This window comes from Streptomyces sp. NPDC004539 (assembly GCF_040610055.1).
Classification (GTDB): Bacteria; Actinomycetota; Actinomycetes; order Streptomycetales; family Streptomycetaceae; genus Streptomyces.
The window spans coordinates 43,839-60,262 of record NZ_JBEXLS010000025.1 but is presented as its reverse complement, the minus strand read 5'-3'; the positions used below and the strand labels follow the sequence as shown (position 1 = coordinate 60,262).

Below are 16,424 nucleotides of genomic sequence, written 5' to 3'. Positions count from 1 at the left end.
TCATCGATGGCGAACGAAGACAAGCTCCGCGACTACCTCAGGCGCACCACCACCGACCTGCTCCGCACCCGCGCCCGCCTCGAAGAGGTCGAGCAGGCCGCCACCGAACCCCTGGCGATCGTCGCCATGGCCTGCCGGTACCCCGGAGGCGTCCGCTCGCCCGAGGACCTGTGGCGGCTGGTCGCGTCCCGCACCGACGCGATCGGACCGTTCCCACGCGACCGGGGCTGGCCGCTCGACCGGCTGATCGACCCCGACCCCGCCAAGGAGGGCACCACCTACGCCGACCGGGGCGGCTTCCTCCACGACGCCGCCGACTTCGACGCCGAACTGTTCGGCATCAGCCCCCGCGAGGCCCTCACCGTCGACCCCCAGCAGCGGCTCCTGCTCCAGACCGCCTGGGAGACGTTCGAACGCGCCGGCCTCGACCCGCGCTCCCTGTCCGGACAGTCCGTCGGCGTCTTCGCCGGTGTCATGTACGGGGACTACGGCTCCCGCCACACCCGCGCCCCCGAAGGCTTCGAGGGGTTCATCGGCACCGGCAGCGCCGGCAGCATCGCCTCCGGCCGGATCGCCTACACCTTCGGCCTCGAAGGACCGGCCGTCACCGTCGACACCGCCTGCTCGTCCTCCCTCGTCGCCCTCCACTACGCCGCCCAGGCGGTCCGGCGCGGCGACTGCCGGATGGCGCTGGCCGGCGGCGCCACGGTGATGGCGACCCCGGCCACCTTCGTCGAGTTCAGCCGGCAGCGCGGACTCTCCCCGGACGGCCGCTGCAAGGCGTACGCCGCCGGCGCCGACGGCACCGGCTGGGCCGAGGGCACCGGGCTCGTCCTCGTCGAGCGGCTCTCCGACGCGCTCGCCGCCGGCCATCCGGTCGTCGCCGTCCTGCGCGGCAGCGCCGTCAACTCCGACGGCGCCAGCACCCAGCTCTCCGCCCCGAACGGCTCCGCCCAGCAGCGCGTGGTCCGGGCCGCCCTCGACGACGCCGGCCTCGGCCCCGGCGACGTGGACGCCGTCGAGGGGCACGGCACCGGGACCGGACTCGGCGACCCGATCGAGGCCGCCGCGCTGATCGCCGTGTACGGGAGCGGGCGGCCCGCCGGCGATCCGCTGTGGCTCGGCTCGCTGAAGTCCAACATCGGGCACACCCAGGCCGCCGCGGGCATCGGCGGCGTCATCAAGATGGCCGAGGCGATACGGCACGGCGTACTGCCCGCCAGCCTCCACATCGACGCCCCGTCACCGCACGTCGCCTGGGCGGACAGCGGCGTCGAACTCCTCACCGAGGAACGCCCCTGGCCCGAACGGGACCGGCCGCGCCGGGCCGCCGTCTCCTCCTTCGGGATCAGCGGCACCAACGCCCACGTCGTCCTGGAGGCCCCGCCCGCCGAGACGCCCGCCACCGAGAACCCCGCCGGTCCCGCCGTCTGGGAACTGTCCGGGCACACCGAACAGGCCCTGGACGAACAGCTCACCCGGCTGCGCGACCACCTGACCGGCCACCCCGCGCTCACCCCGCACGACGTGGCCCGCACCCTGCGCACCGGCCGGGCCCGCCTGCCGCACCGCGCCGTCGCCGTCGGCCGCACCCGCGAGGACCTCGTCCGGGAACTCACGTCGCTCGCCGACGACATCCCGTCCCGCCGCACCGCACGCGGCGAGGCCACGGGCACCGCCCGCCCGGTCTTCGTCTTCCCGGGCCAGGGCTCCCAGTGGGCCGGCATGGCACGCGAACTCCTCACCGAATCCGAGCCGTTCCGCACCGAACTCACCCGCTGCGCCCAGGCCCTCGCCCCCCACACCGACTGGGACCTCCTCGGCATCGTGTCCCGCGACGACGCCCCCGAGGCGGCCCGCGTCGACGTCGTCCAGCCCCTCCTGTTCGCGGTGATGGTGTCGCTCGCCGCCGTCTGGCGCTCCCTCGGCGTCGAACCGGCCGCCGTCGTCGGCCACTCGCAGGGCGAGATCGCCGCCGCGTACGTCGCCGGCGCCCTCGACCTCGACGAGGCCGCCGCCCTGGTCGCGCGGCGCAGCAAAGCCCTCCTGGCGCTCGCCGGAACCGGGGCGATGGCCTCGGTCGAACTCCCCGCCGACCAGGTCCGCCACCGTCTCGGCGACCGCACCGGCCTGAGTGTCGCCGCCGTCAACGGCCCGCGCTCCACGGTCGTCTCCGGCACCGCGGACGCCGTCGCCGCGTTCGTCTCCGCCGCCCAGGCCGACGGCCTGCGCGCCCGGCCGATCCCCGTCGACTACGCCTCCCACTCGCCCGCCGTGGACCCCCTGCGCGCGGCGCTGCTCGACGAGTTCGCGGACCTGCGCCCACGCGCCGCCGGCGTGCCGTTCCACTCCACGGTGACGGCCGCGGAGACCGACACCGCACGCCTGGACGCCGCCTACTGGTACGACAACCTCCGCGAACCGGTCCTGCTCGCCGACACCGTCCGCGGCCTCCTCGACGCCGGCCACCGGCACTTCCTGGAGGTCAGCGCCCACCCCGTCCTCGTCACCGCGCTCAGGGACACCGCCGAGGACGCCCTGCCGGAGGGGGACGACACCGCCCACGCCGCAGGGACGCTCCGCCGCGATCACGGCGGCCTCGACCAACTCCTCACCTCCGCCGGGGAGTTGTATGTGACCGGGGTCGACGTCCGGTGGCCCGGCGCCGACGGGGCGCGGACTGTCGGGCTGCCGACGTACGCCTTCCAGGAGCGCCGGTACTGGCTCGACACCCGCACCACGGGGGAGGCGCCCCCGGTGGAGCCCGGCGGACATCCGCTGCTGGGCGCGGTCGTCGAACGGGCCGACGGGCAGGGGGTGCTGTTCACCGGGTCGGTGCCGGCGGGCGGCGGTGCGGGGAGCTGGGCGCGTGGCCATCGGCTCGGTGACCGGAGTGTGCTGGTGTCCAGCGGGCTCGCCGAACTGGCCCTCGCCGCGGGGCGCCGCGTCGGGCTTCCCCGAGTCCGCGAGCTGACCCTCCTCGCACCCCTCGACGTGCCGAGGGAGACGGCCGTACGGCTCCAGGTGGCGGTCCAGGCGCAGGACGACGGTGACGCGACCGTCACCGTGCACTCCCGGCCGGGCGACACGGACCCGGACGCGCCCTGGCTGCTGCACGCCACCGGCCTGCTGACGGCGGACACACCCGAGCCCACAGCCGCCCCGGACCTCCCGGCGGACGGCGAACTCCTCGACGTGGACGCCGGATACGCGGCCCTCGGCGCGCTCGGCGTCCACTACGAGCCCGCGCTGCGATCCGTCCAGGCAGCCTTCGTGGACGGCTCCACGACCGTCGCCACACTCACCCCGGACACCCCCGAGACCCCCGAGTCCTCAGGGGACGGCTACACGGTGCACCCCGCCCGGCTCGACGCCGTACTCCAGGCGTTCTTCCTGAGCGGACCGGCCGCCGAGTCGGCTGAGTCGGCTGAGCAGGCCCCCGCCGTCGCCGTCCCCTTCACCTGGACGGACCTCCGCCTGCACACCCCCGGCGGCTCCGTGTCCCGGATCGCCGTCACCCGGCACGGACCGTACACACTGTCGGCCACCGCCGTCGACGCCGACGGCCGCGTGGTCCTCACCATCGGCGAGATACATCTGCGCCCCCTGGAAGACCCGCTGCCCGCGACCGTCACCCCCACCCCGCCGCCGCGCCGCCTGACCGTCCTCTCCCCGGCACAGCCCCAGCCCCTCACCCGAACCCCCGCCACCCTCGACCCGGCCGACCTGCTGACCCTCGTCTCCAGGACGGTCGCCGGCATCCTCGGCTACGACTCCCCCCGGGACGTCCGCCCCGACCGTCCCTTCAAGGACCTCGGCCTCGACTCCATGACCGCCGTCCGGCTCCGCGACCACCTCGGCAGAGCGGTCGGCCGGCGGCTCCCCGCCACCCTCGTGTTCGACCACCCGACCCCCCGAGCCGTCGCCGCCCACCTCGCCGCCGCCCCCGCACCCGCCCCCTCCGGAGGACGCCGCACGCCGGCCACGCCCGTCCAGGACGACGACCCGGTCGTCATCGTCTCCATGAGCTGCCGCTACCCGGGCGGCGTCAGCAGCCCCGAACAGCTCTGGGAACTCCTGGAGAAGGGCGAGGACTCCGTCGGGGACTTCCCCGAGGACCGCGGCTGGGACCTCCGCACGCTCTTCCACGACGACCCCGACCACCCCGGCACCTCGTACACCCGGCGCGGCGGATTCCTGTACGACGCAGCCGACTTCGACGCCGACTTCTTCGAGATGAGCCCCCGAGAGGCCAGGGCCGCCGACCCGCAGCAGCGGCTGCTCCTGGAGACCTCCTGGGAGGCGTTCCAGCGCGCCGGCATCGACCCCGCCGCCCTGCGCGGCTCACGGACCGGCGTCTACGTGGGCCTGATCTACACCGAGTACGGCGGCCGGGTCCAGGCCGACCCGCGCGAGCACGGTGGCTACCTCGGCACCGGCAGCGCGGGCAGCGTCGCCTCCGGCCGGATCTCCTACACGTACGGCCTGGAGGGGCCGGCCGTCACCGTCGACACCGCCTGCTCCTCCTCCCTGGTCGCCCTGCACCTCGCCGCGCAGGGACTGCGCTCCGGGGAGTGCGACCTCGCGCTCGTCGGCGGCGCGACCCTGATGGCGACGCCGGCCACGTTCGTCGAGTTCAGCCGGCAGCGCGGACTGTCCGCGGACGGCCGGTGCCGCGCCTTCGCGGACTCCGCCGACGGCACCGGCTTCAGCGAGGGCGTCGGACTGCTCCTCGTGGAGCGGCTCGCCGACGCGCGCCGCCACGGCCACCCCGTGCTCGCCGTCCTCAAGGGCTCCGCCACCAACCAGGACGGCGCCAGCAACGGCCTCACCGCCCCCAACGGGCCCTCCCAGCAGCGGGTCATCGAGGAGGCACTGCGCAACGCCGGGCTCGTGCCCTCCGACGTCGACGCCGTCGAGGCCCACGGCACCGGCACGACCCTCGGCGACCCCGTCGAGGCACAGGCGCTCCTCGACACGTACGGCACCGACCGGGCGGGGCGGCCCCCGCTGTGGCTCGGCTCGCTCAAGTCGAACATCGGCCACACGCAGGCCGCCGCGGGCGTGGGCGGCATCATCAAGATGGTCCAGGCCCTGGAGCGGGGCACCCTCCCGCGCACCCTGCACGTGGACGCGCCCACCCGGCACGTCGACTGGGACCGGGGCGGCATCGCCCTGCTCACGGAGAACACCCCCTGGCCGCAGGGCGACCGGCCACGCCGCTTCGGTGTCTCGGCGTTCGGGATGAGCGGCACCAACGCGCACGTCGTCCTCGAAGAGCCCCCGCCCGCGCGCGCCGACACCCCGGAGACCGGCGGCCCGCACGGCCCGTACGTCTTCGTGTTGTCCGCCCGGTCGGCCACCGTCCTCAAGGGTGAGGCCCGCCGTCTGCGGACCCACCTGGCCGCCCGGCCCGAAGCGGAACTCCGCGCGGTCACCGCCGAACTCGCCGCCACGCGCGCCGGATTCGCGTACCGCGCGGCCGTCGTCGCTGAGGACCGCGCCGAGGCGCTGGCCGGACTCGCCGCCCTGGCCGACGACGCGCCGTCCCCGCACGTCGTGACCGGTCACGCGCCCGCCGTCCGCGCACCCGTGTTCCTCTACCCGGGCCAGGGCGCCCAGTGGCCGGGCATGGCCCGCGAACTCCTCGACAGCTCGCCCGCGTTCGCCGAGCGCGTCACGGAGGCCGCCGCCGTCCTCGACCCGCTCACCGGCTGGTCGCTCCTGGACGCGCTGCGCGGCGAGACCGACCTCGGCCGGGTGGACGTCGTACAGCCGGTGCTGTGGGCGGTCATGACCGGACTGACCGCCGTGTGGGAGTCGTTCGGCGTGCGCCCCGCCGGGGTCGTCGGACACTCGCAGGGCGAGATCGCGGCGGCGCTTGCGGCGGGCGCCCTGTCCACCGCCGACTCCGCCGCCGTCGCCGCCCTGCGCAGCCGGGCCCTGCGCGCCCTCGCCGGCACCGGGGCGATGCTGTCGGTCGCCGCCGGCGAGCAGGCGGTGCGGGACGTCCTCGACACGATCGGCGCGCGGGCCGCCGTAGCCGCCGTCAACGGACCCCGGTCCACCGTCGTCGCGGGCCCGCCCGCGGACGTCGAGCGGGTCCGGCGGGTCTTCGACGAACGAGGCGTACGCGTCCGGCTCATCGACGTCGACTACGCCTCCCACTCCGCGCAGGTGGAGTCCCTCGAAGCCGAACTCCTCGCCGTGCTCCCCGACCCCGATCCCCGCGACACCCACACCGCCCAGGTGTATTCGACCGTCACCGGCACACCCGTGCCGCCCGGCGACCCGGAGTTCGGCCGCCCCGCCTACTGGTACCGCAACCTGCGCGAGACCGTGCGGCTGCGGACCGCCGTGGAAGCCGCCCTGGAGGCCGGCCACGAGGTGTTCGTCGAGATCAGCCCCCACCCGGTCCTCGGCGTCGGCGTCCAGGACATCCTCGACGCCGCACCCGGCGGCGCGGCCACCACCGTGCTCGGCACCCTGCGCCGCGACGAGGGCGGCCTCACCCGCGTCCTGCGCTCCGTCGCCGAAGCCTGGGCCGAGGGCGTCCCGGTCGACTGGACCGCCCACACCGGGCCAAGGACCCCGGGCCTGCCACCCCTGCCCACGTACGCCTTCGACCGCCGACGGCACTGGCTCGACCCGGCGTCCCCCACTCACGCCCACGCCCGCGCACGAGCCGGTCACCCACTGCTCACCGGGGCCGTGCGCACCGCCGGCACCGACGGACTCCTGCTCCTCGGCCGCCTCTCGACGGACGACCAGCCCTGGCTCGCCGACCACACGGTGGACGGCACGGTCCTCGTGCCCGGCGCGGTGCTCGCCGAACTCGCCCTGCACGCCGGAGAGCTGGCGGGCACCGGACGCCTGGAGGAACTGATCCTCCAACAGCCCCTCGTACTCGACCCGGACGAGCCCGGCGGCGCCGTCGAGGTCCAGATCGCCGTCGGACCACCGGAACAGGACGGCGCCCGCCCCCTGACCGTGCACGCCCGCCCGGCCCCCACCGACACGCAACCGGACGACGACCCCCTCGGCGCCCCCTGGACCGCCCACGCCACCGGCACACTCACCCCCACCACCGAGCACCCACCGGCACCCCCCACCCCCTGGCCGCCGCACGACGCCGAACCCGTCGACGTCGACCGGCTGTACGACGACCTGGCGCTCAAGGGCTACCAGTACGGCCCCGCCTTCCGCGCCCTACGGGCCGCCTGGCGGACCGGCGACGAGGTCCACGCCGAACTGGCCCTCACCCCCGCCCTCGACGGCGCGTTCCGGATCGCCCCGACGCTGCTCGACGCGGCCCTGCACGCCTCCGGCGTCGCCGGCCTCTTCCCGGACGACGGCGCGGTCCGCCTGCCCTTCGCCTGGCGCGGCCTGCAACGCCACTCCGCCGCACCGGACCGGGTCCGCGTCCGCCTGCGCCGCACCGGCGAGGACACGGTGACGGTCGCCCTGACCGACCAGGACGGCACACCCGTGGCGGACCTCGACGCCGTGGTGTTCCGCGTCGCCGAACCGCTCCTGACGGACCCGCTGTACGTGCTCGGGTGGGAGGCGTGCGCCGAGTCCTCGGACGCCCTTCCGCAGGTGTGGGAGCTGGGCTCCACGGCCCGTCCCGGCCTCGACGCCGTGCTCGCCGCACTCGACTCGGGCGATGCCCCGCCCGACGCCGTTGTCCTGCCCCTGCCCGACCTCACCGACGACAGCCCGGAGACCCTGCGCACCACCTTGGCCACCGTCGCGGACGTGCTGCGCGCGGGTCTCGCCGAACCCCGGCTGGACCCGGTCCGGTTCGTCGTCCACACCCGCCGGGCCGTCGAAGCCGTGCCCGGCGAGGGGGTCGCCGGGCCGGTCGGGGGCGCGGTGTGGGGTCTGGTCCGCAGCGTCCAGTCGGAGGAACCGGGCCGGGTCGTCCTCGTCGACACGCACCCCGCACCGCAAGCGGACGCCCCGGCGCGCGCCCTGGCCACCGGTGAGAGCCAACTCGCCCTGAGGGGCGGCGAGTTCCTCGTCCCCCGGCTCCACCCCCACCGGCCCGCGCCCGACGTCGTCCCCGACGGGAACTGGCGGCTGGCGACCGGCGGCAGCGGAGTCGTCGACGACCTGGTCCGCCGTCCCGTGCCCGAGGAGCCGCTCGGGGACACCGAGGTGCGGATCGCCGTGCGTGCCGCCGGGCTGAACTTCCGGGACGCCATGCTCGCGCTCGGTATGTACCCGGGCGAGGCCGAACTCGGCACCGAGGCCGCCGGGGTGGTCCTGGCCACCGGCAGGGCGGTGACCGGCCTGGCCCCCGGCGACCGGGTGATGGGGCTGGTCTCCGGGGGCATCGGACCGGTCGCGGTCACCGACCACCGGCTCCTCACGCACCTCCCCGAAGGGCTCGGCTTCGCGCAGGCCGCCACCGTCCCCGCCGTGTTCCTCACCGCCTACTACGCCCTCGGCGACCTCGCCGACGCCCGGCCGGGACAGTGGCTGCTCGTGCACTCGGCCGCCGGCGGGGTCGGCGGCGCGGCGATCCAGCTCGCCCGCCACTGGGGGCTGCACGTCTTCGGCACCGCGAGCCCCGGCAAACACCCGGCCGTCGAGGCGGCCGGCCTCCCCGCCGAGCGGATCGGGAACTCCCGCGACCTCTCCTTCGTACCGGCGGTCCGCGCCGCGACCGGCGGGCGGGGCGTCGACATCGTCCTGAACTCCCTCGCGGGGGAGTTCGTCGACGCCTCGCTGCGACTCCTCGTCCCCGACGGCCGGTTCGTCGAGATGGGGAAGACCGATCTGCGCGGCGCCTTCGCCGTCCGGGCCGAACACGGGGTGGGCTACCGGTCGTTCGACCTCATGGAGGCCGGCCCCGACCGCATCCAGGAGATGCTCTGCGACCTCGTCCACCTCTTCCGGACCGGCGTGCTGACTCCGCTCCCCGTCACCGCCTGGGACGTGGCCCGGGCCCCGCAGGCCCTGCGCCACCTCAGCCTCGCCCGGCACACCGGCAAGGTCGCGCTGACCGTCCCCCGGCCGCTCGACCCGGCCGGCACCACCCTGATCACCGGCGCGTACGGCGGCGTCGGCCGACTCGTCGCCCGGCACCTCGCGACCCGGCACCGCGCCCGGCACCTGCTGCTGGTCGGCCGCCGGGGCGCGCACACCCCGGACGACCTGCGGCTGCACGAGGAACTCACCGCGCTCGGCGCCGAGATCACCTCGGTCGCCGCCGACATCGCGGACGAGACGGCCGTCGCCCGGCTGCTCGCCGGCATCCCCGCCGAGCACCCGCTGACGGCGGTGGTGCACGCCGCCGGCGTCCTCGACGACGCGACACTGCGCACCCTCGACCCGGCCCGCCTCGACGCGGTGCTGCGGCCCAAGGCCGACGGAGCACGGCACCTCGACCGGCTCACGAGGGACGCCGACCTCGCCGCGTTCGTCCTGTTCTCCTCCGCCGCCGGACTCGTCGGCAGCGCGGGACAGGGCGCGTACGCCGCCGCCAACGTCCACCTCGACACCCTCGCCGCGGCGAGGGGGAGAGCGGGTCTGCCGGCCACCTCCGTCGCCTGGGGCCTGTGGCGGTCGGACAGCGCCATGACCGGCGGACTGTCCGCCGCCGACCGGCTCAGGATGACCCGAGGCGGTCTGCTCCCGATGTCCCCGGCGCGCGGCCTCGCCCTGCTGGACGCGGCCCTGGAGGCGGGCGAACCCGCCCTCGCCGCCGTACGCCTCGACACCGCCCGGCTCACGAGGGACGCCGACCTCGCGCCCGTCCTGCGCTCGCTCGTCCGGCGGCGGACGGCGGAGCACGCGCCCGGCACCGAGACCCCCACCGGGGACGGACTGCCCGCGCTGCTCGCCGCCACGGAACCGGAACGGCGGCGCCACCTCGTGGCGGACACCGTCTTCCGGCACATCGCCACCGTCCTCGGCCGAGCGCCCGGCACGGACGCGGCGGACACAGCAGACAGAGCGGACAGCGGCGGGCGCAGCTTCAAGGAACTCGGCTTCGACTCGCTCACCGCCGTCGAACTGCGCAACCGGCTCGGCCGGGCGACCGGACTGCGGCTGCCCGCCACCCTGGTCTTCGACCACCCGACACCGGCCGCGCTCGCCGACCACCTGCTCGACCGACTGCTCCCCGAGACCGAGCCCGAGCCCGCGTCGGAGCCCGGCGGCGGAACCGACCCGGCCGAGGCGTCGGCGCGGACCGGCGAGGCCCCGGCGACCGCCGAGGACCTCTTCCGTTTCATCGACTCCGAATTCCGATCCTGACCGAGCCAGAGCGGGGGCCCAGCCATGGCCGACGAGCAGAAACTCGTCGAGTATCTCCGGTGGACGACGAACGAACTCGCCCGGCTGAAAGCCGAGTCGGCGGAGCGCGAGGCACGGCTCGCCGCGTACCGCGAACCGGTGGCCGTGCTCTCCATGGCCTGCCGCTACCCGGGCGGCGTACGTTCGCCCGAGGACCTGTGGCGCGTGGTCGCCGACGGCGTCGACACCGTCGGCGGACCACCCCTCGACCGGGGCTGGGACCCCGCCGCGCTGGAGCACGCGCACACCGGCGGATTCCTCGACGACGCGGCCGGGTTCGACGCCGGTTTCTTCGGCATCGGACCCCACGAGGCCGTGGCGATGGACCCGCAGCACCGGCAGCTCCTCGAACTGTCCTGGGAGGCGCTGGAGCGGACCGGCACCCTCCCCGGCGACCTGCGGGGAAGCCGCACCGGGGTGTTCGTGGGGGCGATCTACCAGGAGTACGCGCCCCCGCCCGGCACCGTGCCCGCAGGCATCGAGGGCCATCTGATGACCGGCAACGCCGCGAGCCTCGTCTCCGGACGGCTCGCGCACACCTTCGGCTTCGAGGGCCCCGCGCTGACCGTCGACACCGCCTGCTCGTCCTCGCTGGTCGCCCTGCACCTCGCCGCCGAGTCCCTGCGCCGGGGCGAATGCGACCTGGCGCTCGCGGGCGGGGTGACGGTGATGGCCACCCCCCGGGTCTTCACCGACTTCGCGGCACAGGGCGGCCTCGCGGCCGACGGCCGCTGCAAGGCGTTCGCCAAAGGCGCGGACGGCACCGGCTTCGGGGAGGGGGCGGGCCTGCTCGTCCTGGCACGCCTCTCCGACGCACGCCGCTCAGGACACCCGGTGCTCGCCCTCCTCGCCGGCTCGGCGATCAACTCCGACGGCGCCAGCAACGGCCTCACCGCACCGAACGGCGCCGCCCAGCGCAAGGTGATCGAGGCGGCCCTGCGCAGCGCCGGCATCCCCGCCGCCGCCGTCGACGCGGTGGAGGCTCACGGCACCGGCACGGCCCTCGGCGACCCGATCGAGGCGACCGCCCTCATCGCCGCGTACGGCGACGACCCCGCCCGCAGCACCCCTCTGCACATCGGCTCGGTGAAGTCCAACATCGGGCACACCCAGGCCGCCGCCGGGGTCGCCGGGGTCATCAAGACGATCCAGGCCCTGCGCCACCGCGTCCTGCCTGCGACCCTCCACGCCGACGACCCCTCCGAGTACGTCGACTGGCCCCGCGACCGCGTCACCCTCCTGAACTCCGCCCGCCCCTGGCCCGCACCCGCCGACGGCCCGCGCCGCGCAGGCGTCTCCTCGTTCGGCATCAGCGGCACCAACGCCCACGTCCTGGTCGAGGAGTACCCGCAGGAACCCGCGCCGGAGCCGGCGACCGCTCCGGCCGAGGCGCCCGTCGTGTGGACCGTGTCCGGCAAGAGCGCCGACGCCGTACGGGCGCAGGCGCGGCGGCTGCGGGACCTCCTCGCCGAACGGCCGGACCACCCGGGGGAGTGGGCGGCCGTCGCCCGCTCGCTCGTCCGGCAGCGCACCGCGTTCCCGTACCGGGCCGCCGCGGTCGGGGCCGACGCGGCGGAGCTCGCCCGCGAACTCGACGCGCTCGCCGGCGTGTCCGTGGCCGTCACCGCCGCCCGGCCCGCTCCCAAGGTGGCGTTCGTCTTCAGCGGGCAGGGCACGCAGCGAGCCGGGATGGGCGGCGAGCTGTACCGGGGCTTCCCGGTCTACGCCGAGACCTTCGACACCGTGTGCGCCGCGCTGGACGCGGCGCGCGGCGGCGGCAACCAGGAGCCCGCGCTGCGGGACGTCGTCCTCGCCGCGCCCGGCACGCCGAACGCGGGGCTCCTGGAGCGCACCGAGTACACCCAGCCGGCGCTGTTCGCCGTCCAGGCGGCCCTGGCCCGGCTCGCCGAGTCCTTCGGTCTCGTACCGGCCGCGCTGCTCGGGCACTCCATCGGCGAACTGAGCGCCGCGTACGCCGGCGGGGCCCTGGGGCTCGACGACGCCGCCCGGCTCGTGACCGCCCGCGCCCGTGCGATGCAGGACGCGCCGACCGGCGGCGGCATGGTGGCGATCCGGGCCTCCGAGGCGGAGGTCAGGGCCTCGCTCGCGCAGTCCGGGGGAGCCGTGGACGTGGCAGCGGTGAACGGGCCGCGCTCGACGGTCGTCTCCGGGGACGCCGACGCCGTACGCCGGCTCGCCGCCGTGTGGCGGGGACAGGGGGCGCGTACGAAGGCGCTGAAGGTGAGTCACGCCTTTCACTCCCCGCACATGGCGTCCGTGCTGGCCGCGGTCGACGAGGCGGCGTCCGGGCTCGCCGTGCGTGAGCCGCGCGTCCCCCTCGTGGGGAACCGGGCCGGCGCCGTCGTCGACCGGGCCGAGCTGTCCGCCCCGGGCCGCTGGTCGGCGCAGGTGCGCGGCACCGTCCGCTTCCACGACGGGGTGGAGGCCCTGTACGCCCTGGGCGTCGACACGTTCGTCGAGATCGGCCCCGACACCACCATGACCGGGATGATCGCGGACTGCCTCGCCGACCGGCGTGACTCCGTCGCCGTGATCCCGCTGATCCGGCATCCCGCGGCCGAGGCCCGGTCCGTCGTGCGGGCCGTCGCCCAGGCGCACTGCCGGGGTGTCCGCGTCGACTGGGACCGGCTGCTCGGCCCCGGTCCGGCCGCCGACCCCGCCCTTGTCCCCGTCTACCCCTTCCAGCACCGCCCGTACTGGCTGCACCGCACCCCCGCACCGCAGGACCCGGTGGCGCCCCCCGCCGCACCGGCCGAGGACACCCTGACGCTCCGTCAAGTACCCGAGGGCGAGCGGTACGGCCTCGTCCTCGCCCACGTCCTCGACGCGGTCTGTGCCGCCCTCGGACACGCCCCGGGCGAGGTCGCCCCCGCCGACGACCTCACCGAGATCGGCATCACCTCCTTCGGCTCCCTGGAGATCGCGGCACGCCTGGGCCGCGAGACCGGCGCGGAGCTGCGGGCCGGTGTCGTCCTGGAACACCGCACCGCGCACGCGCTCGCCACCCACCTCGTCGAATCGCTCACCTCCCGCACCCCGGAGACCGTCCGATGACCGCCACCCCCGCGCTGGAGACCCTGCGCGCCCTGCACCGCGACGGCGGCCTGGCCCGCCACTTCGACCAGGTGGCCCCCCTCCTGTCCGTACTGGACCGGGCCGACCTCGCCCGCGCGGCCCGTCTGCTCGCCGGAACCGACCTGGGCCGGGCCCGCGCCCACCACCCCGCCCTGCCCTCCGTCACCGTCGCCCTGACCGGCGCGGGCACCCTGGAGGCCCTGCGCACCGCCCTCGTCGCCGAGCTGTCCCGCCACGGCTTCCTGCCCGAGGTACGGCTGACCGACTTCGGTTCGTACGTCCGTGAACTCGGCGATCCGGCGAGTTCCCTGCACCGCGCACCGGCCGACGTCACGGTGTGCGTCCTGGACCACACGACGGTCTTCGACGAGGTGCCCGTGCCGTTCACCGCGCGGGACGTGGCCGCCGTGCTGGACCGCAAGCTCGCCCTCTGGCGCGACCTCGCGACCGGGTTCACCGCCCGCACCCCGGGCACCCTGGTCCTCAACACCCTGCCGCTGCCGAGGCTCCAGCAGGCCCAGCTCCTCGACCTGTCGGCCCGGGGACGGCTCGGCGCGGCGTGGCGCAGGGCCAACGCGGAACTCCTCGAACTCGGCCTGGGCCTGGGCCTGGGCCTCGGTCTCGGTTTCGGCGAGGGCGAGGGCGAGGGCGAGGGCGGGGGCGCCGGCCGCGTCCTGACGGTCGACGTCGACCCGCTGCTCGGCGACCCGGTCGACCTGGCCGACCCCCGCTTCGACACGTACGCGGGCGCCCACCTCTCCGACGCCTTCCTCGCCTCCTACGCCCGCGAACTCGGCCACCTGGTGCGGGCGTTGACCGGCCGGGCCAAGAAGGTGCTGGCGGTGGACCTCGACGACACGCTGTGGGGCGGGGTCCTCGGCGACGACGGGGTGGCGGGCATCGAGGTGGCCCACGGCCGCCGGGGTGAGGCGTTCCACCGTTTCCAGGGCGTGGTGAAACAGCTCCAGGCGCAGGGCGTGCTGCTCGCGGCGGTCACCAAGAACGACCGGGACACGGTGGTGGCGGCGCTGCGCGACCACCCCGATCTGCGGGTGCGGGAGGACGACTTCGTGCGGATACTCGCCGGCTGGCAGCCCAAGCCGGAGTCCTTGCGCGCGCTGTCCACGGGGCTCAACCTGGGCGGCGACAGCGTGGTGTTCGCCGACGACAGCCTCCGCGAGTGCGCGGCGGTGAGCGCGGAGCTGCCCGAGACGACCGTGATCCCGCTGGACGGCGACCCGGCGCTGCACGTGACGCGGCTGCTCGCGGACGGCTGGTTCACCGTCACCGAGGTCACCTCGGAGGACCGGGTCCGCACCCGCCGCTACCGGGAGGAGTCGGCGCGCACGGAGTTCCTCTCCGCGGCCGGCGGGGCGGCGGGGTTCCTGGCCGGGCTCGGGGTGACGGTCCGGCTGGCGCCGGTGACCCCGGCGGAGATCCCGCGCGTCGCCCAGCTGACCCTGCGGACGAACCAGTTCAACCTGACCACGCGGCGCCTGTCGGCCGAGGAGGTACGGGTGCGTGCGGCCGGTGCGCGGACCCGGGTGCTGGTGCTGGAGTCGGGGGACCGGTTCGGGGGCAACGGGATCGTCGGAGCGGTCTTCCTGCGGGCCGAGGGGCGGGTCCTGCACGTGGAGAACATGCTGCTCAGCTGCCGAGTGTTCGCCCGGGGCATCGAGCAGGCGTGCCTCGCGGCGCTGCTCGACCGGGCGCGGGGGGCGGGTTTCGCCGAGGTGCGCGGCCGGTTCCGGCCGACGGCGAAGAACGCCAAGGTCGCGGACCTCTACCCGCACTACGGCTTCACCGCGCTGCCCCATGAGGGCGAGGAGACGGCGTTCACGCACCGGCTGGAGACGCTCGTCGAGGTTCCCGGCCATCTGGTCCTGGACGCGGCGGACGGCCTCGTCCCCGCCGCCGTGGCCGCCACGTTGACAACCTGAGGGACCCTCGACTTAACTGGCCGTAGAACATGAGGTCGCCTCAGGACAGTGCCGACGGCGCACGGCGACCGCCCGAAAAGGAGGAGGAGATCCCGTTGGCCGAGGGAATCGCGATTTCGGTGCACGACACGGTCCCCGTCTGGCGGGGCGACACACCCGGCGACGCGCTGCGCCGCTCCGTCGACCTCGCCAAGGCGGTGGAGGGGTTCGGCTACCGGCGCTACTGGGTGGCCGAACACCACAGCACCCCCGCCCTCGCCACCTCCAGCCCCGCCGTCCTCGCCGGGCCCGTCCTGGCCGCCACCCGCACCCTGACCGTGGGCTCCGGCGCGGTCCTCCTCGCCAACCACTCCGCCCTCGCCGTCGCCGAACAGTTCGGCGTCCTCGCCAGCCTCTTCCCCGGCCGCGTCGACCTCGGACTCGGCCGCGCCACCGGCGGCTCACCCGCCTCCGCCGCCCGCCTCGGCGACCCCCGCCGCCAAGGCTTCGACGCCCAGCTCGAAGAGCTCCGCGGCTACTTCGACGGCGGCCACCAGGGCGTGCGGGCCGTCCCCGAACCCGAGACCCCGCCCCGCTTCTGGCTCGTCGGCTCCAGCGTCGCCAGCGCCGTCCACGCCGGCCGGGCCGGGCTGCCGTACGTGTACGCCCACGCCATCGTCGGCGCCGGGGCGCCCGAGGCCCTCGCCGCCTACCGGGACGCCTTCCGGGCCGTCCCCGGACAGCCCGTACCGCACGCCTGCGTCGCGGTGATAGCGGTCGTCAACGACAGCGACGAGCGCGCCCACCGGCTCGCGAACGCCTTCGTCCACGGCCAGATCCGGATGCGGACGGTCGACCCGCAGGGCGTGCTGCCGACGGAGGAGGAGACCGCCGCGCACACCTTCGGCCCCGCCGAGCAGACCTTCCTGCGCTCGCGCATCGACCCGCAGTTCGTCGGCTCACCCGAGCGGATCACCCCGCGCCTCGGCGAGTTCGTCGCGGCGACCCGGGCCGACGAACTCTTCGTCCTCACACAGGTACCCGACCACGAGGCCCGGATTCGGTCCTACGAACTCGTCGCGAAGATCGCCGCCTCGCTCTGAG

The 16,424-nt window shown here is 75.7% G+C and carries 4 protein-coding genes; all 4 read left to right on the top strand.

Going from position 1 to position 16,424, the window contains the following annotated elements:
* The first annotated feature begins 6 nt into the window (after window positions 1-6).
* The gene (locus tag ABZX85_RS38115; RefSeq protein ID WP_355879573.1) at window positions 7-10,266 is read left to right on the top strand and encodes an SDR family NAD(P)-dependent oxidoreductase; all 10,260 of its coding nucleotides are present in this window, start codon (window positions 7-9) and stop codon (window positions 10,264-10,266) included.
* A gap of 24 nt (window positions 10,267-10,290) precedes the next feature.
* Window positions 10,291-13,380 carry a type I polyketide synthase gene (locus tag ABZX85_RS38110; protein WP_355879570.1) on the top strand — a complete coding sequence of 1,030 codons (3,090 nt, stop codon included), beginning with the start codon at window positions 10,291-10,293 and terminating at the stop codon, window positions 13,378-13,380.
* Complete coding sequence (locus ABZX85_RS38105) at window positions 13,377-15,341, top strand: HAD-IIIC family phosphatase (protein WP_355879567.1); 1,965 nt, start codon at window positions 13,377-13,379, stop codon at window positions 15,339-15,341. Before ABZX85_RS38110 ends, ABZX85_RS38105 begins: the two co-directional genes overlap by 4 nt.
* A 95-nt stretch (window positions 15,342-15,436) precedes the next feature.
* Window positions 15,437-16,423 (top strand): LLM class flavin-dependent oxidoreductase, encoded by a 987-nt coding sequence (locus ABZX85_RS38100; RefSeq protein ID WP_355879564.1) that lies wholly within the window; start codon window positions 15,437-15,439, stop codon window positions 16,421-16,423.
* The last annotated feature ends 1 nt before the right edge of the window (window position 16,424 follow it).